Here is a 22,969-nt window from a genome sequence, read left to right as displayed (position 1 = left end):
CTGCCTCCCCGAAGGGCGGGGCATAATGATGAAACCGGCGGGAAACCGCCGGTTTTTTGCTGCCGTCTGAAACCCGATTCTGGCTTCAGACGGCATTGTCGCAGCATCGGGCGGCAGGGTTTGGAACAGCGGCATAAAAAACTGATACAATCCGCTGGTTGATAATGGTTATTTTTTATTTTTATTTTTGTGGGAAGACATTTATGCCTGCACGAAACAGATGGATGCTGTTGCTGCCTTTATTGGCAAGCGCGGCATATGCCGAAGAAACACCGCGCGAACCGGATTTGAGAAGCCGTCCCGAGTTCAGGCTTCATGAAGCGGAGGCCAAACCGATCGACAGGGAGAAGGTACCGGGGCAGGTGCGGGAAAAAGGAAAAGTTTTGCAGATTGACGGCGAAACCCTGCTGAAAAATCCCGAATTGCTGTCCCGCGCGATGTATTCCGCAGTAGTTTCAAACAATATTGCCGGTATCCGCGTTATTTTGCCGATTTACCTACAACAGGCGCAGCAGGATAAGATGCTGGCACTTTATGCACAAGGGATTTTGGCGCAGGCAGACGGTAGGGTGAAAGAAGCGATTTCCCATTACCGGGAATTGATTGCCGCCCAACCCGACGCGCCCGCCGTCCGTATGCGTTTGGCGGCGGCATTGTTTGAAGACAGGCAGAACGAGGCGGCGGCAGACCAGTTCGACCGCCTGAAGGCGGAAAACCTGCCGCCGCAGCTTATGGAACAGGTCGAGCTGTACCGCAAGGCATTGCGCGAACGCGATGCGTGGAAGGTAAACGGCGGTTTCAGCGTTACCCGCGAACACAATATCAACCAAGCTCCGAAATAGCAGCAGTACGGCAACTGGACTTTCCCGAAACAGGTGGACGGCACGGCGGTCAATTACCGGCTCGGCGCGGAGAAAAAATGGTCGCTGAAAAACGGCTGGTACACGACGGCGGGCGGCGACGTGTCCGGCAGGGTTTATCCGGGGAATAAGAAATTCAACGATATGACGGCAGGTGTTTCCGGCGGCATCGGTTTTGCCGACCGGCGTAAAGATGTCGGGCTGGCAGTGTTCCACGAACGCCGCACCTACGGCAACGACGCTTATTCTTACGCCAACGGCGCACGCCTTTATTTCAACCGTTGGCAAACCCCGAAATGGCAAACGCTGTCTTCGGCGGAGTGGGGGCGTTTGAAGAATACGCGCCGGGCGCGTTCCGACAATACCCATTTGCAAATTTCCAATTCGCTGGTGTTTTACCGGAATGCGCGCCAATATTGGACGGGCGGTTTGGATTTTTACCGCGAGCGCAACCCCGCCGACCGTGGCGACAATTTCAACCGTTACGGCCTGCGCTTTGCCTGGGGGCAGGAATGGGGCGGCAGCGGCCTGTCTTCGCTGTTGCGCCTCGGCGCGGCGAAACGGCATTATGAAAAACCCGGCTTTTTCAGCGGTTTTAAAGGGGAAAGGCGCAGGGATAAAGAATTGGACACATCCTTGAGCCTTTGGCACCGGGCATTGCATTTCAAAGGCATCACGCCGCGCCTGACGCTGTCGCACCGCGAAACATGGAGTAACGACGTGTTCAACGAATATGAGAAAAATCGGGTGTTTGTCGAGTTTAACAAAACGTTCTGATGTTCGTTGCAAAGTGAGAAATGCCGTCTGAAACGCTTCAGACGGCATTTTTACAGTGGGGAAGACTTAGGCTTCGACAATTTTGCCGCGCAGGGAGAAGGTGTAGGCCTCGGTGATTTCCAAATCGATCATTTGGTTGATCATGTCGGGCGTGCCGGTAAAGTTGACCACGCGGTTGTTGGCAGTACGGGCTTGGAGTTGGTCGGGGTCTTTTTTGGAGATACCTTCGACCAGGCAGCGTTGAACCGTGCCGACCATGGTTTGGTTGATGCGCGCGGTTTCGGCTTCGATGACTTCGTTCAAAGCTTCGAGGCGGCGGACTTTTTCTTCATGCGGCGTGTCGTCGTGCAGGTTGGCGGCAGGCGTGCCAGGGCGCGGACTGTAAATAAAGACGAAGCTCAAGTCGAAGGCAATGTCTTTCACCAGTTTCAAGGTTTGCTCGAACTCGCGCTCGGTCTCGCCCGGGAAGCCGACGATAAAGTCGGAGCTCAGGCACAAATCAGGGCGGATGGCGCGCAGTTTGCGGATGATGGATTTGTATTCCAAAGCGGTGTAGCCGCGTTTCATCGCGCTCAATACGCGGTCGGAACCGCTTTGAATCGGCAGGTGCAGGTGGGAAACCAGCTTCGGCAGGTCGCGGTAGCACTCGATAATCGCGTCGGTAAATTCGCGCGGATGGCTGGTGGTAAAGCGCAGGCGTTCGATGCCGGGGATTTCGTGGACGATGCGCAACAAAGTGGCAAAGTCGCAGATTTCGCCGTCGTCCATTTCGCCGCGATAGGCGTTGACGTTTTGACCTAACAGGTTGATTTCTTTAACGCCTTGTTGCGCCAAACCGGCAATCTCGGTCAATACGTCGTTGAGCGGGCGGGAGAATTCTTCGCCGCGGGTGTAAGGGACGACGCAGTAAGAGCAGTATTTGGAACAGCCTTCCATAATAGAAATGAATGCCGAACCGCCTTCTACGCGCGCAGGCGGCAGGTGGTCGAATTTCTCGATTTCAGGGAAGGAAATATCGATTTGCGAGAGACCGGTGGTTTCTTTATCGACGATGAGTTTGGGCAGGCGGTGTAGCGTTTGCGGGCCGAAAACCACGTCCACATACGGAGCGCGTTTGACGATGTTTTCGCCTTCTTGCGAGGCGACGCAGCCGGCAACGCCGATGATGAGGTCGGGATTTTTTTCTTTGAGCGGACGGACGCGCCCCAAATCGGAGAAAACTTTTTCTTGCGCTTTTTCACGCACGGAGCAGGTGTTGAACAAGATGATGTCGGCGTCGTCGGGCTGGGTAACCTGCTCGATGCCGCCGTGTTCTTCGGCAAGGACGGACAGCATTTTTTCGCTGTCGTACTCGTTCATTTGGCAACCGAAGGTGCGGATAAATACTTTTTTCATGGTTTGTGTCTTTCTCAGGCAGCCGTAATTGCGGGGCTGATTGTTGTTGGAATGAAAAAATTTCAGACGGCATGACGGTGCCGTCTGAAAATCGGTGCGGATTATAGCACGATGTGGGTTTTGTAAACAGAATATTGTTTTTAATATGAATTTATACGGTTTTGATGGCTGTATTCGGTTGATACCAGTAATCACAGTCGTGGGGGAATTACAGCAAGCGTTTCCTTAAAAGATTGGGTAAACAATCAAAAACAAAATGGCATTGCACCAATCAGAAAAGCACGTTTCTATGGTACAGCCACAAATGTGAAGAATGATTACGCCGATGTTTTACAGAAAAACGGCTATACCTATATGGGTGCAGACGGCAAAACTTATAACAGCGGAGCCTATTCGATTGTGCATGACAAGGATCTTATTGGTAATAGATTGACAATGTGGATACCACCATTTTTCTTGCTAGGAAATAATGAGACAACAAAAGGAGCTTGTAGGATATTTTGTTATCCGCATAGCTCGTATTTTGCGGAGGTGCCTGAGCAGTATCAAAGAGATGAAAATGGGAATATTGAAATGGAAAATGGGAAACTTGCTAAAACAGAAAACTGGAAAGATTACACAGGAAAATGGGGAGTTCCTAAAACAGGTGCTGATGGTAATATAAATCATGCTATTCCAAAATTAGTCAATCCCAATAATCCGAATGGAGAAAAATATGAAACAAATCCTTTTTAAATATTTTATGCTAATTACTTGTGTTTTTGTATTAAGCAGTTGTGGTTATTTATTATCATTTGGGCAGTTAATGTTTGATGGCAGTTGTGCAGATTGGAATTGCTCCAAGCCTACTCAAAGATGGGCAAAAGCCGTTGACACATGTGAAACTGAAAATCTCACCTTTGTTTTGCATGAATTAGGCAACCAATTAGGATATAAATCTATTACCGAAGTCTCATTTAGTGAAATTGGGCAACATATTTCTTATCAGTGTATTCACCATGACGGTAGATACAATATTCGCAAAGATAAGCAGTATGGACATTTGTTTGCAAAATGATTAAGCCGATGTTTTACAGAAAAACGGCTATACCTATACGGGTGCAGACGGCAAAACTTATAACAAATGTTTGGCTTTAATGGGAGGTGTGTATGAAACCGGTTGTATGGGCGGCATTGCTGCTGTGTGCGTGTACCAGCAATTTCGGCGACAGGGAACATCAGTTCCTGCGTGATCAGACGGAAGAAGGAATCGCACAAACGGTTGTTAAAGGCAAAACGACCCGGGCGGAGGTAGAGGCACGTTTCGGGAAGCGCAACCCTTTCGGCTGTTATGCCTATCATGAAGTCAGCCTGCCTATTTATAATTTTTTACCGACCAATTTCATTTATATGAAATCAGAACGCCGGCATTGGGAGTGGTGTGTGGATTACGACGGTGAGGGAGTTGTCCGGGACTACCGCTTTACACATAAAGTTGAAAAAGACGAGCGTTCCGTCATCCGGGATACGGTTGACGTCATCCGCAAAGAAGCGGGCAAATCCTTGGCGAAACCTGAAAAATGATAAAATGGGGCTTTCTGCTTCCAAGCCCGAAACCTGCCGTTCAGACGGCATTTGAGGATAAATATGAACCGTAACGAAATTTTATTCGACCGCGCCAAAGCCATCATCCCTGGCGGCGTGAATTCCCCCGTCCGCGCATTCGGCAGCGTCGGCGGCGTGCCGCGCTTTATCAAAAAAGCCGAAGGCGCGTATGTTTGGGACGAAAACGGCACGCGCTACACCGATTACGTCGGCTCTTGGGGCCCTGCGATTGTCGGACACGCACACCCCGAAGTCATCGAAGCCGTGCGCGAAGCTGCCTTGGGCGGTTTGTCGTTCGGCGCGCCTACCGAAGGCGAAATCGTCATCGCCGAAGAAATCGCCAAAATCATGCCGTCCGTCGAACGGCTGCGCCTTGTCAGCTCCGGTACCGAAGCCACCATGACCGCCATCCGTCTGGCACGCGGTTTTACCGGCCGCGACAAAATCATCAAATTTGAAGGCTGCTACCACGGCCATTCCGACAGCCTGTTGGTGAAAGCAGGCAGCGGTCTGCTCACCTTCGGCAATCCTTCTTCCGCCGGTGTGCCTGCCGACTTTACCAAACACACTTTAGTCCTCGAGTACAACAATATCGCCCAACTCGAAGAAGCCTTTGCTCAAAGCGGCAATGACATTGCCTGTGTGATTTTGGAGCCTTTCGTCGGAAATATGAACCTTGTCCGCCCGACCGAAGCCTTCGTCAAAGCCCTGCGCGAATTGACTGAAAAACACGGCGCAGTGTTGATTTACGACGAAGTGATGACCGGTTTTCGCGTCGCGCTCGGCGGCGCACAATCGCTGCACGGCATCACGCCCGACCTGACCACGATGGGCAAAGTCATCGGCGGCGGTATGCCACTTGCCGCGTTCGGCGGACGCAAAGACATCATGGAATGTATTTCCCCGCTGGGCGGCGTGTATCAGGCAGGCACTTTGTCGGGCAACCCGATTGCCGTCGCCGCAGGCTTGAAAACGCTGGAAATCATCCAGCGCGAAGGCTTCTATGAAAACCTGACCGCCTTGACACAACGCCTTGCCAACGGTATTGCCGCCGCTGCCAAAGCGCACGGCATCGAGTTCACCGCCGACAGTGTGGGCGGTATGTTCGGCCTGTATTTTGCCAGCCATACGCCGCGAAACTATGCCGATATGGCGCGATCCAATATCGACGCTTTCAAACGCTTCTTCCACGGCATGCTCGACCGCGGCATTGCCTTTGGCCCGTCCGCTTATGAAGCCGGCTTTGTTTCTGCCGCGCATACGCCCGAGCTGATTGACGAAACGGTTGCGGTTGCGGTTGAAGTGTTCAAGGCGATGGCTGCATGATGTTTTGACGGACAGGGTTTTTCTGTTCGATTTGTTTGGCAGATTGAAGTATAGTGGATTAACAAAAACCAGTACGGCGTTGCCTCGCCTTAGCTCAAAGAGAACGATTCTCTAAGGTGCTGAAGCACCAAGTGAATCGGTTCCGTACTATTTGTACTGTCTGCGGCTTCGTCGCCTTGTCCTGATTTTTGTTAATCCACTATAAGAATGCACACCGTCGTCATTCCCGCGCAGGCGGGAATCCAGACCTTTCAGTTTCTGTAATGATTGAAAATAACGGTAAGCCCGACCTTCCGGATTCCCGCCTGCGCGGGAATGACGGGCGTGTATATTTTTGATTTCAATCTGCTGTAAAAATGCCGTCTGAAATGCAAACAGCGTTTCAGACGGCATTGTTTGTTTCTTATTGCGCTTCGGCTTTCGGGGCGGAAATCAGAAAGTGTTCGCGGTAGTGGCGCATTTCTTCGATGCTCTCCAAAATGTCGTCCAATGCCTTGTGCGAACCGCGTTTGACGACGCTTTTGGCAACGGGCGGATTCCAGCGTTTGGCAAGCTCTTTGAGCGTGGAAACGTCGAGGTTGCGGTAGTGGAAGTAGTTTTCCAGTTTCGGCATATATTTGACCATAAAACGCCGGTCTTGGTGGATGGAGTTGCCGCACATCGGCGTGGCGCGTCCGGGTACCCATTCCGACATAAAGTCCAGCAGTTTCTGTTCGACTTCGGCTTCGGTATGCGACGATTCGCGTACGCGCTGCGTCAGCCCCGTCCTACCGTGTGTGGCGGTGTTCCACTCGTCCATATTGTCGAGCAGCTCGTCGCTTTGGTGGACTGCGTAAACTTCGGATTGCGCCAATACATTCAAATCCGAGTCGGTAATAATCATCGCGACTTCGATAATGCGGTCGGTTTCGGGATTAAGCCCCGTCATTTCCATATCGAGCCAGCAGAGGTTGTTTTTATCCTGCATGATATTTCCTTTGCTTGTCAGCGTTTTGTCCCGCTCAATCGCGCCCATCCTTCTTCGGTTTCCGCAGGATCGAGATCGAACCATTGGCTGTAAATGCCGCTGAGTTCTTCGATTTGTTCGTCCAACAAACCGGATAACACGATGCGGCCGCCTTGTTTGGTGCGGGCGGCAAGCATTTCGCCGAGCATACGCAAAGGGTTGGCGAGGATGTTGGCGACAACTACGTCGAATTGCCCTTGAGGCAGGCCGTCGGGCAGGAAGAATTGTGCATCGACGTTGTTCTGTTCGGCGTTGTCCTTGCTGGCACGGATGGCCTGTTCGTCAATATCCACGCCGACGGCGGAACCTGCACCGAGTTTGAGGGCGGCGATGGTCAGGATACCTGAACCGCAGCCGTAGTCGAGGACGCTTTCGCCGTTTTTGAGTTGTGTATCCAACCATTTGAGGCAGAGGCGCGTGGTCGGGTGGCTGCCGGTGCCGAAGGCGAGTCCGGGATCGAGGCGTAGGTTGACGGCAGTGCCTTCGGGGGCTTCGTGCCAAGAGGGGGTAATCCACAGGCGTTCGGAAATTCGGATGGGGTCGAATTGCGATTGCGTGAGACGCACCCAGTCTTGGTCTTCGAGGGTTTCGCCGGTGTATGCCAAGTCTTTTAATCCGCATTCTTGTGCGGCGGTTTGGATGATGGCGGCGGCTTCGTCGTGTTCGCCGAACAGGGCAATGACTTTGCTCTGCTGCCAGATTTGTTCGGTCGGCATACCGGGTTCGCCAAAGATGGCTTGTTCGTTTTCGGTACCTGCATAGGCATCTTCGATGGCGGCGGAGAGTGCGCCGTGTTCCATCAAGGTGTCGGCGAGGCGTTCGGCGACGGCATCGTTGACGTTGATGGTGATTTGTTGGTAAGGCATAGCGGGCTTTCTTAACAGACCTTCGGAATAGGGTCGTACTGTATAAGGGGATGGGTGTGTAACGGAAATGCCGTCTGAAAACGGACAAACTGTTTCAGACGGCATATCGGGGACGGCTTATTTGTCCTGTTTGGCTTTGCGATCTTCCAGCCAGTGTTCCAAATAGTGGATGCTGACACCGCCTTTTTGGAAACCTAGGTCATTGAACAAGTCGCGGTGCAGCGGCGTATTGGTTTTAATGCCGGTTACCGCCAGCTCGGCGAGGGCGACGCGCATTTTGGCCATGGCTTGGTCGCGGTCTTTACCGACGACGCAGACTTTGCCAATCAGGCTATCGTAGTACGGCGGAATACGGTAGCCTTGGTAGATGTGGCTGTCGACGCGGATACCGAAGCCGCCGGGCAGATGGCAGCTTTCAATCAGACCCGGGCTTGGGATGAAGTTGTACGGATCTTCGGCGTTGATACGGCACTCAAACGCGTGGCCTTCGACTTGAATATCCTTTTGTTTGTATTGCAACGGCAGGCCGGCCGCAATGCGCAATTGCTCTTGTACGATGTCCACGCCGGTGATGAGCTCGGTAACCGGATGCTCAACCTGAACGCGTGTGTTCATCTCGATAAAGAAGAACTCGCCGTCTTCGTACAGGAATTCAAACGTACCTGCGCCGCGATAGCCGATGCGTTTGCAGGCGTCGGCACAGGCTTTGCCGATTTTGGCGCGTTCTTTTTCGGTGATGAACGGAGCCGGTGCTTCCTCGATGACTTTTTGGTGGCGGCGCTGCATGGAGCAGTCGCGCTCGGCAAGGTAGATGGCGTTGCCGTGTTCGTCGGCAATCACTTGGATTTCGACGTGGCGCGGACGTTGCAAATAGCGTTCCATGTAAACCATCGGGTTGCCGAATGCCGCGCCCGCTTCTGCCTTGGTCATTTCGACAGACTGGAGGAGGTCTTCTTTTTTCTCGACGACGCGCATACCGCGGCCGCCGCCGCCGCCGGAGGCTTTGATAATGACGGGATAACCGACTTTATCGGCAATTTTGAGGATTTCGGCATCATCGTCGGGCAGCGCACCGTCAGAACCGGGGACGCAGGGCACACCTGCCGCTATCATGGCGTGTTTGGCGGATACTTTGTCGCCCATCAGGCGGATGGTATCTGCTTTAGGGCCGATGAAGATAAAGCCCGATTGTTCGACCTGTTCGGCGAAATTGGCGTTTTCGGCAAGGAAGCCGTAGCCGGGGTGGATGGCATCTGCATCGGTAACCTCGGCGGCGGCGATAATGGCGGGGATATTCAGATAGCTTTGTGCCGAGGAGGCGGGACCGATACACACGGATTCATCGGCAAGTTTGACGTGGAGGCTGTCTTTGTCGGCTTCGGAGTGGACGGCAACGGTGGCAATGCCCATTTCACGGCAGGCCCGCAGCACCCGCAATGCGATTTCGCCGCGGTTGGCGATTAAAACTTTTTTCAACATGATGACTTTTCCTGTGGTTTCAGGCGACCCGACATAAAAGAGGCGGGTGCAAAAATGCTGGAAGGAGAAAGCATTTCAGACGGCATCGGGAATCTATGCCGTCTGAAAACAGGATTATTCGATAATGAAGAGCGGTTCGCCGAATTCGACGGGGGTACCGTTTTCGACCAGGATTTCTTTGACCGTGCCGGATTTTTCGGCTTCGATTTCGTTCATCAGCTTCATCGCTTCGATGATGCACAAGGTATCGCCGGCTTTAACCTGTTGTCCGACTTCGACAAAAGGCGCGGCATTCGGGCCGGGCGCGCGGTAGAACGTGCCGACCATAGGCGATTTTTGCGCGTCGGACAAATCGCGGGCGGCAGGCGCGGCGGGCGCGGATGCCGCAACGGGTGCGGCGGCCGGCGTTACGGCCGGGGCGGCGGCAGGTACGGGTGCGGCATAAACCGGGGCTGCTGCGATGGTCCGGGTAATGCGGACTTTTTCCTCGCCTTCGGTCACTTCGATTTCGGCGATGCCCGATTCTTCAACCAAATCGATCAGTTTTTTTAATTTTCGCAAATCCATTTCTGTTCCTTTAAAGGCTGCCGGTGTTCCGGCGGGTTGTCGCGTTGGTTTTTCAGAAAACAGCCGGCTTGCGGCAACGGCGCAAACCGGGCGGAATGGTGTTCGGATACGGTTTTCCTGTGGTGGAAAACGACCGTGAGAATGTGTTCATTTTCCCGAAGTTGTCGGCAAATGTCCAGTAAAATATCAAAAAACGGCGGTTTTTGGGGGAAATGTGCAGGAAGTTTGATTTCGCGCACAAGATGTTCCGGGTCAAGAGTGTTTATTCTAATCTGTTGGTTTTTCGGGTAAAGATGCCGTCTGAAAAAGGGCTGAATTGCGTATAATGGCGGCTTGTCCGAATGAGAGTGCAGCAATGGATATTTCAGATTTTGACTTTACCCTGCCCGAACACCTGATTGCCCAGCATCCGCCCGAAGTGCGCGGCAGCAGCCGCCTTTTGGTTGCGTTGCCGGATATGCCCCTGCAAGACCGGGTATTCGGCGATTTGCCCGATTATGTCGGCGAGGGCGACGTTTTGGTGTTCAACAATACCAAAGTTATGAAGGCGCGGCTGTTTGGTCAGAAAGACAGCGGGGGCAGAATCGAGGCTTTGATTGAGCGTGTTTTAGACAGTCATACCGCACTGGCGCATATCCGTTCGTCCAAGTCCCCCAAGCCGGATACGAAGTTGATTTTTGAGGGCGGCATCGAAGCGGTAATGCTTGAACGTGTCGGCGAACTGTTTTGTTTGCGGTTCAACAGCAAACAAACCGTTTACGAACTTTTGGAACAGAACGGACATCTGCCCCTGCCGCCTTATATCGAGCGTGCCGCCGATGCAGATGACGACAGCCGTTATCAAACCGTTTATGCCAAATATCAGGGTGCGGTCGCCGCGCCGACGGCGGGCCTGCATTTTACGGAAGAACTTTTGCGCCGTCTGAAAGACAAAGGCGTAGAAACCGCAGAAGTAACCTTGCACGTCGGTGCGGGGACATTCCAACCCGTGCGTGTGGAAAAAATCGAAGAACACAAAATGCACAGCGAATGGTTTGAAGTGCCGTCTGAAACCGTCGCCGCCGTTGGGGCGGCAAAAGCTCGGGGGAACAAAGTCTGGGCGGTCGGCACGACTTCCATGCGCGCCCTCGAGTCTGCCGCGCGTGAGACGGGACACTTGAAGGACGGACAGGGCGATACCGATATTTTCATCACGCCGGGCTACCGTTTTAATGTTGCCGACCGATTGATTACCAACTTTCACCTGCCCAAATCAACCTTGCTGATGCTCGTCAGCGCGTTTTCGGGTATGGGGCATATCCGCGCCGTGTATCGTCATGCGGTTGAACGCGAATACCGTTTCTTCAGCTACGGCGATGCGATGATTTTGGGGCGGAATGAAGGAGGCGGGCTTTAAACCGCCGCTGTCCGTTGCAAGACAGATGCTGTCTGAACTGTGGTTCGGGCGGTATTTTTATGGATGTCCGGCGGTTGGATAACATACCGCCCCAAATCGGGGCGCTTAGTGCCAAGATATGATGATGGTACTTTATATATTGGTGTAGAGGACTTTCTTTTAGATGAAGCTGCATTGGATTTATAAAAATAGCAATATTAAATTTAATAAAAATGCGTATTTACAACATTTGAATAAATTTGAATTTGTACAAAAGAGGGAATCATGAGTGAAAATATTCCATTCAAGATAAAGAAGAAAATAAATGATATTCGATTGCTTCAAGTAGAGATTAAAAACTGGAAAATGAAAACAGAAACAGAAGTAGTTAATATTCTAAAGTTATTTGAAAAAACACCTAGAGATGAAATGTCATTATACTATTCTCCGTATTTCAAAGATGACAAATTTGCTGAGGAACTTTTACAGATAGCACATAATTATTCAGATAATGAAAAAATACTATTGAATATCATATCTATTTTGGGAAATATGATACTAAGATACCAACTTTCAGAAACCACTGAAATCTATAATTTTATTTTATCAAATGCTTATAAAAAAGGACTTGCAGGTTATGTTTCTAACTATTTACCGCGCTTAAAAAATTTTGAATATTACCCTGATAAATGGAAATACTTTATGAGTATGCAAAAAATGACACCAAAAAAAATTGCACATCAAAATTTGGTTCATATTATTAATCAAAATATTCAAAGTGTCCCTGAAGAATACAAAAAAGAAGTAATTTCTTTTTTACAAACAAAGCATGATTTAGCTAATAATGATGGTGGTAAGAAATTTTATTTAGATATGATAAAAAAGATCAAAAACTAAAATACGATTGACGTAATGTTTGATAGATAAAAAATAGTTACTTTCAGATATTTGCATTTTGAGGATAAGATTTTATGAATAATAAATATGAAAATATAAGAAAATTTTTATTATATCCAGATAACATTGATGACCTTTGGGAAAGTAATGATTCAATTTGGATTGATTGGAGAGAAAACGACGAATCTGTAATCAATTGCTTTAATAGTGAAATAGGAAATCTCATAGAAGTAGATTTTATAAATAATAATAAAAATATGGTGATGACACAAAATTAAAATACAGAGCTAAAGAAATAGTTGTTCTTTAAGGTAAAAAGAAAGTGAAGGCTATGTGCAACAAAATGCCGTCTGAAACCGTAAAGGTTTTAGACGGCATTTTCCAACCTGATTCAGGTATCAGCTGCGGTTTTTCAAACGCCCGTGCAGCTCTTGAACGCTGTACACGCCCAGATGGTCTCGGCTTTTCGCGCCTTCGCTCATCGCTTCGCCGCCGGCAGTAGTGGTGTATTGCGGCACGCGTTGCTGCAATGCGCTTTGGCGGATGATGTGGCTGTCGGACACGGATTGCGGATCGCTGGAAACGGTATTCACGACCAGTGCGATTTCGCCGTTTTTCAGCGCGTCGCCGATGTGCGGGCGGCCTTCGGGGACTTTGTTGATGGTCTGCACAATCAGCCCGTGTTCGGTCAGGTATTGCGCCGTGCCGCGCGTGGCGCAGATGCCGTAGCCTAAAACTTGGAAGTTTTTGGCGGTTTTGATGACGCGTTCTTTGTCTTCTTCGCGCACGGAGAGGAAGATTTTGCCGGTCGGGTTGAGGCGTTCGCCTGCGCCGAGTTGGGCTTTGTAGTAGGCTTCGCCAAAGCTTGCGCCCACGCCCATGACTTCGCCGGTGGAGCGCATTTCCGGACCCAAAATCGTATCCACGCCCGGGAATTTGATGAATGGGAACACGGCTTCTTTAACGGCATAGAAATCGGGGACGACTTCTTTTTCCACGCCTTGTTCTTTCAGGGAAATGCCTGCCATGCAGCGTGCGCCGACTTTGGCGAGCGGCACGCCGGTGGCTTTGGAGACGAAGGGGACGGTGCGGCTGGCGCGCGGGTTCACTTCCAACACGAACACCACGCCGTCTTGTACGGCAAACTGCACGTTCATCAGTCCGACCACGCCCAGCGCGTACGCCATGGCTTTGGTTTGGCGGCGGATTTCGTCTTGGATTTCTTCGCTTAAGGAGTAGGGCGGCAGCGAGCAGCCGGAGTCGCCGGAGTGGATGCCTGCCTGTTCGACGTGCTGCATGATGCCGCCGATAACGACGTCTTTGCTGTCTGAAACGCAGTCCACATCGACTTCAATCGCGTTGTTGAGGAAGAAATCGAGCAGCACGGGGCTGTCTTCGGATACCTGCACGGCTTCGCGCATGTATTTTTGCAGCTCTTCGGCAGAGTGAACAATCTGCATGGCGCGGCCGCCGAGTACGTAAGAAGGACGGACAACCAACGGATAACCGATTTCTTCGGCTTTGACGAGGGCTTCTTCTTCGTTGTGGGCGATGCGGTTGGGCGGCTGGCGCAAGCCTAAGTCGTTCAACACTTTTTGGAAGCGTTCGCGGTCTTCGGCGGCATCGATGCTGTCGGCGGACGTGCCGATGATGTTCACGCCGTTTTCAACCAGAGCGTTGGCGAGTTTCAGCGGGGTTTGACCGCCGTAATGCACAATCACGCCCCACGGGTTTTCGGTGCGGACGATTTCCAACACGTCTTCCAATGTCAGCGGCTCGAAATACAGGCGGTCGCTGGTGTCGAAGTCGGTGGATACGGTTTCCGGGTTGCAGTTGACCATGATGGTTTCAAAACCGGATTCGCGCAGGGCGAGCGCGGCATGAACGCAGCAATAGTCAAACTCGATGCCTTGACCGATGCGGTTCGGACCGCCGCCGAGAATCATCACTTTCTTACGGTCGGAAGGACGCGCTTCGCATTCTTCTTCGTAAGTGGAATAGAGGTAGGCGGTTTCGGTGGCGAACTCGGCGGCGCAGGTGTCAACGCGTTTGTACACGGGATGCAGGTTCAGCGCGTAGCGGTGTTCGCGCACTTCTTTTTCTTTTACGCCCAAAAGCTGCGCGATGCGTTTGTCGGAGAAGCCTTTGCGTTTCAGACGGTGTAGGGCGGCATAATCCAAATCACTCAAAATGCCGTCTGAAACCGCTTTTTCTTCTTTCACCAAGTCTTCGATTTGCGCCAAGAACCAAGGGTCGATGGCGCAGATTTCGTGGATTTCTTCCAGCGTGAAGCCCGCGCGGAACGCGTCTGCCACAAACAGCATGCGCTCAGGGCCTGGGTTTGCCAGTTCGCGGCGGATTTCCGCTTTGTCGGAGCTTCTCGGATTGAAGCCGCACAAGCCTGTTTCCAAACCGCGCAGGGCTTTTTGGAAGCTTTCTTGAATGGTACGGCCCATTGCCATTACTTCGCCCACCGATTTCATCTGCGTGGTCAGGCGGTCGTCTGCGGCGGGGAATTTTTCAAACGCAAAACGCGGGATTTTGGTTACCACATAGTCGATGGAAGGCTCGAACGACGCAGGCGTGCGGCCGCCGGTGATGTCGTTGCGCAACTCGTCCAGCGTAAAGCCGACCGCCAGCTTCGCCGCCACCTTCGCAATCGGGAAGCCCGTCGCTTTGGAAGCCAGCGCGGACGAACGGCTCACGCGCGGGTTCATCTCAATCACAATCATCTCGCCGTTTTCAGGGTTTACCGCAAACTGCACGTTCGAGCCGCCCGTATCCACGCCGATTTCGCGCAATACTGCCAGCGAAGCATTACGCATGATTTGGTATTCCTTGTCCGTCAGCGTTTGCGCCGGCGCAACCGTAATCGAGTCGCCCGTATGCACGCCCATCGGGTCGAAGTTTTCAATCGAGCAGATGATGATACAGTTGTCGTTCTTATCGCGTACCACTTCCATCTCGTACTCTTTCCAGCCGAGGACGGACTGCTCAATCAGCAGCTCATGCGTGGGCGAGGCATCGAAACCGCGTTCGCAAATCGCCAAGAACTCGTCTTTATTGTAGGCAATGCCGCCGCCCGAACCGCCCATCGTGAAAGACGGGCGAATCAGCGTCGGGAAGCCGACCTGTTCTTGCGCTGCCAAGGCTTCGTTCATCGTGTGGCAGACAAAAGATTTCGGGCAAGACAAACCGATTTTTTCCATCGCTTCTTTAAAGCGACCGCGGTCTTCCGCCTTGTCAATCGCGTCTTCTGTCGCGCCGATTAACTCGACGTTGTATTTCGCCAGCACGCCGTTGCGCGCCAAATCCAGCGCACAGTTCAGCGCAGTTTGACCGCCCATGGTAGGCAGAATCGCATCGGGCCGCTCCTTGGCGATAATCTTCTCCACCGTCTGCCACATAATCGGCTCGATGTAGGTAACATCCGCCATTTCAGGGTCGGTCATGATCGTAGCGGGGTTGGAATTCACCAGAATGACTTTATAGCCTTCTTCATGCAAAGCCTTGCAGGCCTGTGCGCCCGAATAGTCAAATTCGCAGGCCTGACCGATAACGATAGGGCCGGCGCCGATGATAAGGATGGATTTTAGGTCGGTACGTTTGGGCATGGGTGGTTACTCTTGAATTAAAGAAGGTTGTTTTGTTACATAGCTTTTAAGAAAAGTATTTCCCTTTTCTAAAATTGAAGCTAAAACATCATCTTCTATGTTAGATAAAATATTCTCTAAATCTGCGCTTGATTTAATTTTAAAGAATTCTTTTGTTTGAGAATGGTATACAAGAGAAGGTTTATTTAGCTGTAAAAGTTCTGCTATATTATTTAATGAACCAATACTCTTACCATCCCATAAAATAAAGCCATAATCAGCAATTTCTGCCATTTTCTTATCTTTTGCTGTATAAAATACCCTTCCAGTTCCTTTGCTGTCTACTTGGACAAACTGCCAATTCCCCACATTATTTCGGTAAATTTTGCCAGAAAAGTAAATATGCACATTAGCATAATCTTGTTCTTGTAGAAATTTTTGGATAGCTTTATCAGCCCCATTAGCATCTCCAATAACAATATCAAAATTATTGCTAAGAATATTGTTAATTCTTTCTCGTATTTGTGGATTTAGTCGTGAAATGCTGCGTGAACCAGAAAAGAAAATAGTGCGCATTTTTATCCTCTAGTCTTTGTCATTGCTAAAACAATTACAGATCTAGCATTTTTTGAAAACAATTTTTCAGTTGATATTTCCAATGTTGCTCCGCTATCAAATAAATCATCGATTACTAAAATATTCTTATTGGATAGATCTATATTGTCAATTGTGATGGAATTATTCAGTATTTCTAGTTTTTCTGATTTTTCTTCAATATTTTTGAGTGGTGTGTGTGAGCTAGATTTTCTTAAAATAGGAGAATATGGAATATTCAAGCGATCACTTAGTTCTTTGGCAATTAATTGAACTGGTTGATTAATACGCTCTGTTGTAAAAGGGGCGGGAACAATTAAATTTATAGATTCTAAACCACTAAATTTTTGTAAAATATAGTCTACCAGCAAAGAAACATTTTGGGTTTGATTACGATATTTTAATTGATAAACCCATTCTCCAATCACACTTCTCTTGCTATCAAAGTGAGGATGCCCTAATTCATCATAACCTAACAAAATACTTTTTTGCATATGATGGTCTAAAGCAAATCCTTTTGTCCAGTTACCATTTAGTTCTATCGCCATTTCATTGACTCCTTGTCAAAATTAAGTATAACGAGCAATCCTAGCAAGCCGTAGCCCGCATGTAGGGTGTGTGCGGTACGCACGCACGCGTTCCCCATTTTCCCTGCAACCCCAACCCACCGCGTGCGTGCCTTGCGGCACACCCTACCGATGGATTCAAAGGCCGTCTGAAAAAACACTCGCGGCGTTTGTTCCATCCGCCTTTCGATAAAAAGCTACCTGAAAAATTCCTGCCGTTGATATTTCGGGCATTCTTTTTCAAATCGCCTGCAACCGCAAAATCTGCTGCAACCAGCTCCCTCTCCCACGGGAGGGAGGCGGGTTTGCGGCTTGAATTAAATATTGCGGCAAGACAATTTTTTCAGACGGTTTTTTGTTTTTATTTCGCACAGGCCGTCTGAAAATTTCCTTAAAAACTGGTGATAAACGTAATCAGGCCCAAAATGATGCCGGGGGCGTTTGCCAGTATGACGGGGTAGTCGCGTTTTTCTTTTAAAAAGCCGTAGGCAACCCATAATGTGCAGTTGATGGCGGCGACGAGGGGTTGCAGCGGCGAGCCGGGGTTGCCGGCAAGGTTGTTTTGGATTTGCGGGATATAGGAAACGTACATACCCACGGCGGTCAGGGTGGCGGCGGCGGAAAGGATGCGCATTTGTTTTTCAGTCAAAATAAGTCCTTTCTGATTTTGGGGCGGCAAACGGTGTCGGGATATCGTCTGTATGCCTTGTATCGGAATCTGTTTGCGGGTTCAGACGGCATACTTTCCGGATGCCGTCTGAAAGCCATTATGCCCGTTTGGCAGCCTTGATATTGCTAATGAATTTGTCAAACAAATAGCCGACATCTTGCGGGCCGGGGCTGGCTTCGGGGTGGCCTTGGAAGCAGAACACGGGTTTGTCTGTCAGTTCAATGCCTTGCAAAGTATTGTCGAACAAGGATTTGTGGGTAATGCGTGCGTTGGCGGGCAGGGTGTCGGCATCGACGGCGAAACCGTGGTTTTGGCTGGTGATGACGACTTTGCCGCTGTCCAAATCTTGCACAGGGTGGTTCGCGCCGTGGTGGCTGAAGCGCATTTTCAGGGTTTTCGCGCCGATGGCGAGGCTGATGAGCTGGTGTCCCAAGCAGATGCCGAAGATGGGTTTGCCGCTTGCCATCAGTTTTTGCACGGCTTCGATGGCGTAAGTGCAAGGCTCGGGGTCGCCGGGGCCGTTGGACAGGAACACGCCGTCGGGATTGAGTGCCAACACGTCTTCCGCGCTCGTTTGGGCGGGGACGACGGTCAGGCGGCAGCCGCGCGAGGCGAGCATACGCAGGATGTTGGTTTTTACGCCGAAATCGTAGGCGACGACGTGGTAAGGCTGTTCGTCGGGGGTAACGAAACCCTTGCCTAATTCCCATTCGCCTTCCGTCCATTCGTAAGTTTCCGTGCAGGAAACTTCTTTTGCCAAGTCTTTGCCGACCATGCTGCCGAACGCGGCGATGAGTTCTTGTGCTTTTTCAACCGTAGCGTCCGCACCTGTCAGAATCGCGCCGCCTTGCGCGCCTTTTTCGCGCAACAGCGTGGTCAGGCGGCGGGTATCGATGTCGACGATGGCGACGGTTTTGTTGCGTACCAGATAGTCGTGCAGGCTTTCGGAGGCGCGGAAGTTGCTGTGCAAGAGCGGCAGGTCGCGGATAATCAGGCCGGCGGCGTAAACGCTGCGGCTTTCTTCATCTTCGGCGTTGGTGCCGGTATTGCCGATGTGGGGGTAGGTGAGGGTAACGATTTGTTTGCAGTAGGACGGGTCGGTCAGGATTTCCTGATAGCCGGTCATCGAAGTATTGAACACGACTTCGCCGGAAGTCGAACCTTCGTAACCGATTGATGTGCCGTGAAATACGCTGCCGTCAGCGAGGACGAGGAGTGCGGGGGTGCTCATGATGGGAATCCTGTTTTTAATAAAATTCTTGACAATGCCGTCTGAAGGGACTTCGGCAGGGGGCATCCGGTCGGAAAAATCCGGTCAAAAAAAAACACGCCGCGTAAGATAGACGCGTAACGTGCTTTTCGGGCAAGTGCCTATACCCTGAAAGCAGCATATTTTAAGACGAAACATACCCGATTTCAAGCGCAAACGCGGCAGGCGGGCTGATATGTTCGCGCGAAAACGGAAATCCGTGGCGTAAAACCGCCCGCTCCGCGCCCACAATGCCCGTTACGCATTTTTCCACGTCCGCCCGGCGAAACTATGGGAATACCCGAATCGTCAGGAATACCCGAATCGTCAGGAATACCCGAATCGTCAGGAATGCCCAAACCGTCAGAAATACCCGAACCGTCATTCCCGCGCAGGCGGGAATCCAGACCTGTCGGCACAGGAACTTATCGGGTAAAACTGAAGGTTTCTCCAGTCCTGAGCCCTAGATTCCCACTTTCGTGGGAATGACGGGATGTAGGTTTCCTTAATCCTGCATCCTAGATTCCCGCCTGCGCGGGAATGACGGCATCGGTTTGTCGGCGTTTCATTTACCCCCCCCATCCCGAAAAACGCAAACAATGCCGTCTGAAGGCTCTGTAGGGTGGGCTTCAGCCCACCAATCCACCGTTTCCTACCGACACTAACGATTCCGCCAATATTACCCATCCCGTAAATTCCCCATTTTCCACCGATTCCGCCAAGAACCGAAGCCGCCGACTTCCGCCGGTTCGCCAGAAATTTTTGATGCGGTGGGCTGAAGCCCACCCTACGGTTCACCAGATTCCCGCCTGCGCGGGAATGACGGCATCGGTTTGTCGGCGTTTCATTTGCCCCCTCCCGAAAAACGCAAACAATGCCGTCTGAACGCTCTGTAGGGTGGGCTTCAGCCCACCGATTTCAACACTTCCCCCCTCCGAAAAACGCAAAAAAATGCCGTCTGAAGACCTTTCAGACGGCATTTGCGGGGGAATCGGACGCGCGGGCGGGTTAGAAGAAGACTTCGCGCCAGCTTACCCGTTTCATATTGCAGATCGGGCCGGCAACGTCCAAGTCGGACATATCGTTCATCAGCAGCGTGTGCACGCCTTTGCTGAAGAAGCAGCGGTTGCCGGATTTTTGGAAGGGGGTGTTGTCATTGCCGCTGCCGCCCGCGTCGCCGTCTGCCGTTGTCGGGTGATCGTTTGTTTTTTGGCTGTCCAGATAGCTTGCGGTCAGCAGTTTCGGATAAACATATCCGCTCGGGCAGACGGTTTCAGTGCCTTTTTCCATACAGCCCACGGGGATATTGTTGCCTTTTGCGTCTTTTTTCTCGCCGACTTTTTTTGCCACGCGGCTATCCGGCACGACGGGGCGCGCGCTTTTCTTCGTCAGCTTGCCGCCGTCGGCGGTATTGATGCCCAAAAATGCGGTTTCCGCGCCGCAGCCGTTGGCATTGTAGTTGCGGATGGTTACAAAGGCGGTACGCAATACCACGGTCGGTTTGACGGTAACGCGCTGTCCGGGCTGCAATTTCACTACCCAGCCCTTGTCGCCCGAGCCGTCAGACCTTTTGTAGTCGCTCAGGAACAGCGTACTGTTTTCTTGTGTCAGCACTTGCTCAAGCAGTCCTTTGCCCAATCCGTCTTCTGCCGGCAAAGAGTCCGTATCGTTATCAAAGATACCGTAAACGTGTTGGATTTCTTGGCTTGCCACATCATCCTCAGTCAAATCGCTGCCCGTGCCGAAGATGACGACGCGTTTGTCTTTCAGTTGGGAAATGGCGGGCGCGGAAGTAATCGGTTTTGTGCCGTTGAAAATGGCGCGTACAGACCATCTGGTCGGGTCGTTGCCGCCCAAATCAAAGCGGTACATCTTGCCGCCCCGGTCGCCGGCATAGGCGATATCGACCGTGCCGTCCAAATCCGTATCGACAAGCGTTGGGGACGAAAGCCCGCCCTTGCCGCCGGGTACGGTAATTTTTTTAATCAGCGTGCCGTTGCTTTCCAAATCATATACATACAGCGCGGTTGTATTATCGCCGCTGTTAACGTCTTTGACGGCGTAACCGGAGGAGAGGAAGGCGGCGTATTTGCCGTTGTGGGTTTTGCCGATTTGCGGCGTGCCGACGGTGTAGCCCAATCCGTTGCCTTGTACATCAAACAGGGAAACGCCGGTTTGGTTGCTGTCGGCTTTGGTCAAATCCAAGGCATACGCGCCTTTGCCGCCCTGACCCATCGCGCCGAACATAAACACGCGGTTTCCGACTTGGCGCAAGACAAAGCCGCCGTCCACGCCGTACAAACCGCCCGTGTAGTTTTCGTTGGCAAAGTTGTGCAGGTCTTTTGCCAAATCGGAATCTTGGTTATCCAAGTTTTTGCGCGGCATCGTGCCGGGGATGTAGCTGAGTTTCAGATTGTAGCCGCCGCCGCTTTTTTTGAAGATATGCACCATCCCGTCGTTGGCGGCGGTTGCCAGATAGTCGCCGACCGCCGTTACCGGGCTGTTGACGATGTCGCCCAAATTGCGATTCTTGTCGTCGCGGATGCGGTATTGCTGGCTATACAGTTTGCCGCGTGTCGAGGCATCTATCGTATTGTTAAAATAGTTAAACTTATTGTCGTTTGCATCGCGCCGGTCGGTCCAGCGCAGCAGCACGGTTTTCCATTCGTCTTGATTGTTTCCCAAGCCGCCGATACCGAATGTGCCATTCGTAATGCCGTTAATATTGCTGTCGCTCAAGGATACGCCGTTTGCCAGGCGGATTACCGCCTTGCGTCCGGCAAAGACGGGTTCGGTAAAACCTTTGCTTGGCAGATAATCCGCGCCGCCGTTTTTCTTATTGTTTTTATCCAAGGTGTAAAAGAGGATGCGGCTGCTTGCCGACTTGGGATCGGTAACGACCGCCGCCGCCTTGTTCGGGAAACCCGCGCCCAAAGGGGCGGGGGCGACAATGGCGTATTGGCTGCCGTCCGGGCCGGCGGCGGTATATTGCGCCCGCGTACAGCCGCCCGCGCCTATGCTCGGAAGCTGGAGTTTTACGTCGATATGGCCTTGTTCATGTATCTTATACAGAGTACCCGTCCGACCCCTGCCGTTTGCGTTATACGGCATAAAGTTGAAGTCGGGCATATTAATCTCGCCAAGTTTGATTTCTTGGGCGTTGAGGCTGCCCGGAGTACCCAACAGGTGCAGCTTGGCGCGCAGGGCGAAGGCTCTGCCGCTGCTTCTTTCCCCTGTCGGCTGGGTAATCATTTCGTTTAGCAGCGTATGGTCATTATTAATGGTTATCCATTGCGGCGCAGTGCCGCTCGATTTAGTCAATTGGAAGGAAACGCCCAGCCACGGATGGTCTTTCAGCCTGTATATCGGCAGGCCGTCCGGACTGGTTCCCGCCGAGGTGGGATCGAGTGCGCTGTCCTTAAAGTTGAAATAAAATTTGAAAGGCAGGTCGGGACACTGGCGGCTTTGACCCGTCGATACGCCCACGCCCTTGAGGAAGCAGCTGATGCCGGTAAAATCGTAACCCATCTTCCCTTTGTGAACGGTCGTCAGCCAATTGTCGGTCTTGCGCTCCGCCATATTGTCGGCATCAAGCCCGGAAACCTTGCCCCACAGCGGGGCGGGACCGCCGCCGAGGTTCAGCTTGCCGACCTTGCCCGCAAGCAGCGTGTCGGTGTTTGCGTAGGTAAATTCGTCAGTCAGCGACACGATAAAATTACATTCTGGAGTTCCGGGTGTGATTCCTAGATCAGTACACGCTTGTTTTGTGCTTACCGAACCGGGTTGACCTTTCGGAATAGACAATTTCCGACCGTTGCGTACGCCCTGACCGCCGGGTATCTTACCGCCTTCTACGCTGCCGTCGTCTTTGACGATAAAGTTGAAAGTTTCACTATCGCCCGCGCCGAACGCCTGTTGGGACGATACCGCCAAAATCATCGCGGTATAAACCGCGGTATGGCGGAGCAAGTGCCGTTTGGGTGTTTTTTTCATATCGTTTTCCTTCCGTTTGTTTTCCCGATGGCCGGACGGCATTCCCGCCCGGCCGTAAATATCGCAATATGCGCCGTGATGCGGATTTTCACGACAACCGTCATTCCCGCGCAGGCGGGAATCTAGAACACAGCGGGTTGTAAGGTGGGCTGTAGGGTGGGCTTCAGCCCAC

General features: G+C 51.6%; 20 protein-coding genes and 2 pseudogenes. 9 read left to right on the top strand and 13 right to left on the bottom strand.

What is annotated here, in order from left to right:
- The first annotated feature begins 170 nt into the window (after positions 1 to 170).
- Positions 171 to 1,637, top strand: a pseudogene (locus RDY34_RS04655) (surface lipoprotein assembly modifier).
- 66 nt (positions 1,638 to 1,703) lie between these two features.
- Here RDY34_RS04655 and miaB read toward each other — a convergent pair.
- Positions 1,704 to 3,032 carry a tRNA (N6-isopentenyl adenosine(37)-C2)-methylthiotransferase MiaB gene (gene miaB, locus RDY34_RS04650; protein WP_304674947.1) on the bottom strand — a complete coding sequence of 443 codons (1,329 nt, stop codon included), beginning with the start codon at positions 3,030 to 3,032 and terminating at the stop codon, positions 1,704 to 1,706.
- A gap of 306 nt (positions 3,033 to 3,338) precedes the next feature.
- Here miaB and RDY34_RS04645 point away from each other — a divergent pair, with 306 nt between their 5' ends.
- From RDY34_RS04645 to hemL, 5 genes and pseudogenes are all read left to right on the top strand, one after another.
- On the top strand, positions 3,339 to 3,767 hold the full coding sequence (locus tag RDY34_RS04645) for a hemagglutinin (protein WP_372338482.1): 429 nt from the start codon (positions 3,339 to 3,341) through the stop codon (positions 3,765 to 3,767).
- Positions 3,748 to 4,089, top strand: a complete 342-nt coding sequence (locus RDY34_RS04640) for a hypothetical protein (protein WP_308018157.1) — start codon at positions 3,748 to 3,750, stop codon at positions 4,087 to 4,089. Before RDY34_RS04645 ends, RDY34_RS04640 begins: the two co-directional genes overlap by 20 nt.
- Positions 4,031 to 4,153, top strand: a pseudogene (locus RDY34_RS10635) (filamentous hemagglutinin); the annotation flags it as partial. The gene RDY34_RS04640 and the pseudogene RDY34_RS10635, both read left to right, overlap by 59 nt.
- Before the next feature lie 28 nt (positions 4,154 to 4,181).
- Positions 4,182 to 4,595 (top strand): glucosamine-fructose-6-phosphate aminotransferase, encoded by a 414-nt coding sequence (locus RDY34_RS04635; RefSeq protein WP_111727363.1) that lies wholly within the window; start codon positions 4,182 to 4,184, stop codon positions 4,593 to 4,595.
- A 63-nt stretch (positions 4,596 to 4,658) separates the two neighbouring features.
- Positions 4,659 to 5,942, top strand: a complete 1,284-nt coding sequence (hemL, locus tag RDY34_RS04630) for a glutamate-1-semialdehyde 2,1-aminomutase (RefSeq protein ID WP_308074129.1) — start codon at positions 4,659 to 4,661, stop codon at positions 5,940 to 5,942.
- Between the two features lie 403 nt (positions 5,943 to 6,345).
- On the opposite strand, the gene orn is transcribed toward hemL, so the two are convergent.
- The 5 genes from orn to RDY34_RS04605 form a co-directional block, all read right to left on the bottom strand.
- The gene (orn, locus tag RDY34_RS04625) at positions 6,346 to 6,909 is read right to left on the bottom strand and encodes an oligoribonuclease (RefSeq protein ID WP_115177557.1); all 564 of its coding nucleotides are present in this window, start codon (positions 6,907 to 6,909) and stop codon (positions 6,346 to 6,348) included.
- Between the two features lie 17 nt (positions 6,910 to 6,926).
- Positions 6,927 to 7,814 (bottom strand): 50S ribosomal protein L11 methyltransferase, encoded by an 888-nt coding sequence (gene prmA, locus RDY34_RS04620; protein WP_308184476.1) that lies wholly within the window; start codon positions 7,812 to 7,814, stop codon positions 6,927 to 6,929.
- 117 nt (positions 7,815 to 7,931) lie between these two features.
- The gene (gene accC, locus RDY34_RS04615; RefSeq protein WP_003752103.1) at positions 7,932 to 9,293 is read right to left on the bottom strand and encodes an acetyl-CoA carboxylase biotin carboxylase subunit; all 1,362 of its coding nucleotides are present in this window, start codon (positions 9,291 to 9,293) and stop codon (positions 7,932 to 7,934) included.
- A 114-nt stretch (positions 9,294 to 9,407) separates the two neighbouring features.
- On the bottom strand, positions 9,408 to 9,860 hold the full coding sequence (gene accB / locus RDY34_RS04610) for an acetyl-CoA carboxylase biotin carboxyl carrier protein (protein WP_115437547.1): 453 nt from the start codon (positions 9,858 to 9,860) through the stop codon (positions 9,408 to 9,410).
- Positions 9,842 to 10,099, bottom strand: coding sequence for a hypothetical protein (locus tag RDY34_RS04605; RefSeq protein WP_003749602.1), 258 nt, complete (start codon positions 10,097 to 10,099; stop codon positions 9,842 to 9,844). Before RDY34_RS04605 ends, accB begins: the two co-directional genes overlap by 19 nt.
- Before the next feature lie 116 nt (positions 10,100 to 10,215).
- Between RDY34_RS04605 and queA the strand changes: the two genes are divergently transcribed.
- The 3 genes from queA to RDY34_RS04590 all read left to right on the top strand — a co-directional run bounded on the left by queA (position 10,216) and on the right by RDY34_RS04590 (position 12,410).
- Positions 10,216 to 11,256 (top strand): tRNA preQ1(34) S-adenosylmethionine ribosyltransferase-isomerase QueA, encoded by a 1,041-nt coding sequence (gene queA / locus RDY34_RS04600; RefSeq protein ID WP_025456574.1) that lies wholly within the window; start codon positions 10,216 to 10,218, stop codon positions 11,254 to 11,256.
- 264 nt (positions 11,257 to 11,520) lie between these two features.
- Entirely contained in the window at positions 11,521 to 12,132 is a 612-nt protein-coding gene (locus RDY34_RS04595; protein ID WP_003749606.1) for a hypothetical protein, read from the top strand.
- Between the two features lie 74 nt (positions 12,133 to 12,206).
- Complete coding sequence (locus RDY34_RS04590; RefSeq protein ID WP_003749608.1) at positions 12,207 to 12,410, top strand: hypothetical protein; 204 nt, start codon at positions 12,207 to 12,209, stop codon at positions 12,408 to 12,410.
- Between the two features lie 120 nt (positions 12,411 to 12,530).
- On the opposite strand, the gene carB is transcribed toward RDY34_RS04590, so the two are convergent.
- The 7 genes from carB to pilC all read right to left on the bottom strand — a co-directional run bounded on the left by carB (position 12,531) and on the right by pilC (position 22,839).
- Positions 12,531 to 15,746 carry a carbamoyl-phosphate synthase large subunit gene (carB, locus tag RDY34_RS04585; protein ID WP_003749610.1) on the bottom strand — a complete coding sequence of 1,072 codons (3,216 nt, stop codon included), beginning with the start codon at positions 15,744 to 15,746 and terminating at the stop codon, positions 12,531 to 12,533.
- Between the two features lie 6 nt (positions 15,747 to 15,752).
- A complete protein-coding gene (locus tag RDY34_RS04580) occupies positions 15,753 to 16,301 on the bottom strand; it encodes a hypothetical protein (protein WP_002214617.1) in 549 nt (182 codons plus the stop codon).
- 2 nt (positions 16,302 to 16,303) lie between these two features.
- Positions 16,304 to 16,867, bottom strand: coding sequence for a ComF family protein (locus tag RDY34_RS04575; protein WP_002214615.1), 564 nt, complete (start codon positions 16,865 to 16,867; stop codon positions 16,304 to 16,306).
- A 409-nt stretch (positions 16,868 to 17,276) separates the two neighbouring features.
- On the bottom strand, positions 17,277 to 17,534 hold the full coding sequence (locus RDY34_RS04570) for a SemiSWEET family transporter (protein WP_304669927.1): 258 nt from the start codon (positions 17,532 to 17,534) through the stop codon (positions 17,277 to 17,279).
- A 118-nt stretch (positions 17,535 to 17,652) separates the two neighbouring features.
- A complete protein-coding gene (carA, locus tag RDY34_RS04565; RefSeq protein WP_304673191.1) occupies positions 17,653 to 18,786 on the bottom strand; it encodes a glutamine-hydrolyzing carbamoyl-phosphate synthase small subunit in 1,134 nt (377 codons plus the stop codon).
- Positions 18,787 to 19,598: 812 nt separating this feature from the next.
- Positions 19,599 to 19,784 carry a hypothetical protein gene (locus tag RDY34_RS04560; RefSeq protein WP_308072946.1) on the bottom strand — a complete coding sequence of 62 codons (186 nt, stop codon included), beginning with the start codon at positions 19,782 to 19,784 and terminating at the stop codon, positions 19,599 to 19,601.
- 28 nt (positions 19,785 to 19,812) lie between these two features.
- Entirely contained in the window at positions 19,813 to 22,839 is a 3,027-nt protein-coding gene (gene pilC / locus RDY34_RS04555) for a PilC family type IV pilus tip adhesin (RefSeq protein WP_308075273.1), read from the bottom strand.
- Positions 22,840 to 22,969: the final 130 nt, after the last annotated feature.

The organism is Neisseria polysaccharea (genome assembly GCF_963392925.1).
In the GTDB taxonomy this organism is placed as follows: Bacteria; Pseudomonadota; Gammaproteobacteria; order Burkholderiales; family Neisseriaceae; genus Neisseria; species Neisseria polysaccharea.
This window is presented reverse-complemented; position numbering and strand designations above follow the sequence as displayed.

Bases quoted from the DNA above. Each gene is read 5' to 3' on its own strand.
- prmA (WP_308184476.1), bottom strand. From the start codon at position 7,814: ATGCCTTACCAACAAATCACCATCAACGTCAACGATGCCGTCGCCGAA.
- queA (WP_025456574.1), top strand. From the start codon at position 10,216: ATGGATATTTCAGATTTTGACTTTACCCTGCCCGAACACCTGATTGCC.
- accB (WP_115437547.1), bottom strand. From the start codon at position 9,860: ATGGATTTGCGAAAATTAAAAAAACTGATCGATTTGGTTGAAGAATCG.
- RDY34_RS04575 (WP_002214615.1), bottom strand. From the start codon at position 16,867: ATGGCGATAGAACTAAATGGTAACTGGACAAAAGGATTTGCTTTAGAC.
- RDY34_RS04580 (WP_002214617.1), bottom strand. From the start codon at position 16,301: ATGCGCACTATTTTCTTTTCTGGTTCACGCAGCATTTCACGACTAAAT.
- RDY34_RS04560 (WP_308072946.1), bottom strand. From the start codon at position 19,784: ATGCCGTCTGAAAGGTCTTCAGACGGCATTTTTTTGCGTTTTTCGGAG.
- miaB (WP_304674947.1), bottom strand. From the start codon at position 3,032: ATGAAAAAAGTATTTATCCGCACCTTCGGTTGCCAAATGAACGAGTAC.
- RDY34_RS04595 (WP_003749606.1), top strand. From the start codon at position 11,521: ATGAGTGAAAATATTCCATTCAAGATAAAGAAGAAAATAAATGATATT.
- accC (WP_003752103.1), bottom strand. From the start codon at position 9,293: ATGTTGAAAAAAGTTTTAATCGCCAACCGCGGCGAAATCGCATTGCGG.
- carA (WP_304673191.1), bottom strand. From the start codon at position 18,786: ATGAGCACCCCCGCACTCCTCGTCCTCGCTGACGGCAGCGTATTTCAC.
- RDY34_RS04635 (WP_111727363.1), top strand. From the start codon at position 4,182: ATGAAACCGGTTGTATGGGCGGCATTGCTGCTGTGTGCGTGTACCAGC.
- hemL (WP_308074129.1), top strand. From the start codon at position 4,659: ATGAACCGTAACGAAATTTTATTCGACCGCGCCAAAGCCATCATCCCT.
- orn (WP_115177557.1), bottom strand. From the start codon at position 6,909: ATGCAGGATAAAAACAACCTCTGCTGGCTCGATATGGAAATGACGGGG.
- RDY34_RS04640 (WP_308018157.1), top strand. From the start codon at position 3,748: ATGAAACAAATCCTTTTTAAATATTTTATGCTAATTACTTGTGTTTTT.
- carB (WP_003749610.1), bottom strand. From the start codon at position 15,746: ATGCCCAAACGTACCGACCTAAAATCCATCCTTATCATCGGCGCCGGC.
- pilC (WP_308075273.1), bottom strand. From the start codon at position 22,839: ATGCCGTCCGGCCATCGGGAAAACAAACGGAAGGAAAACGATATGAAA.
- RDY34_RS04590 (WP_003749608.1), top strand. From the start codon at position 12,207: ATGAATAATAAATATGAAAATATAAGAAAATTTTTATTATATCCAGAT.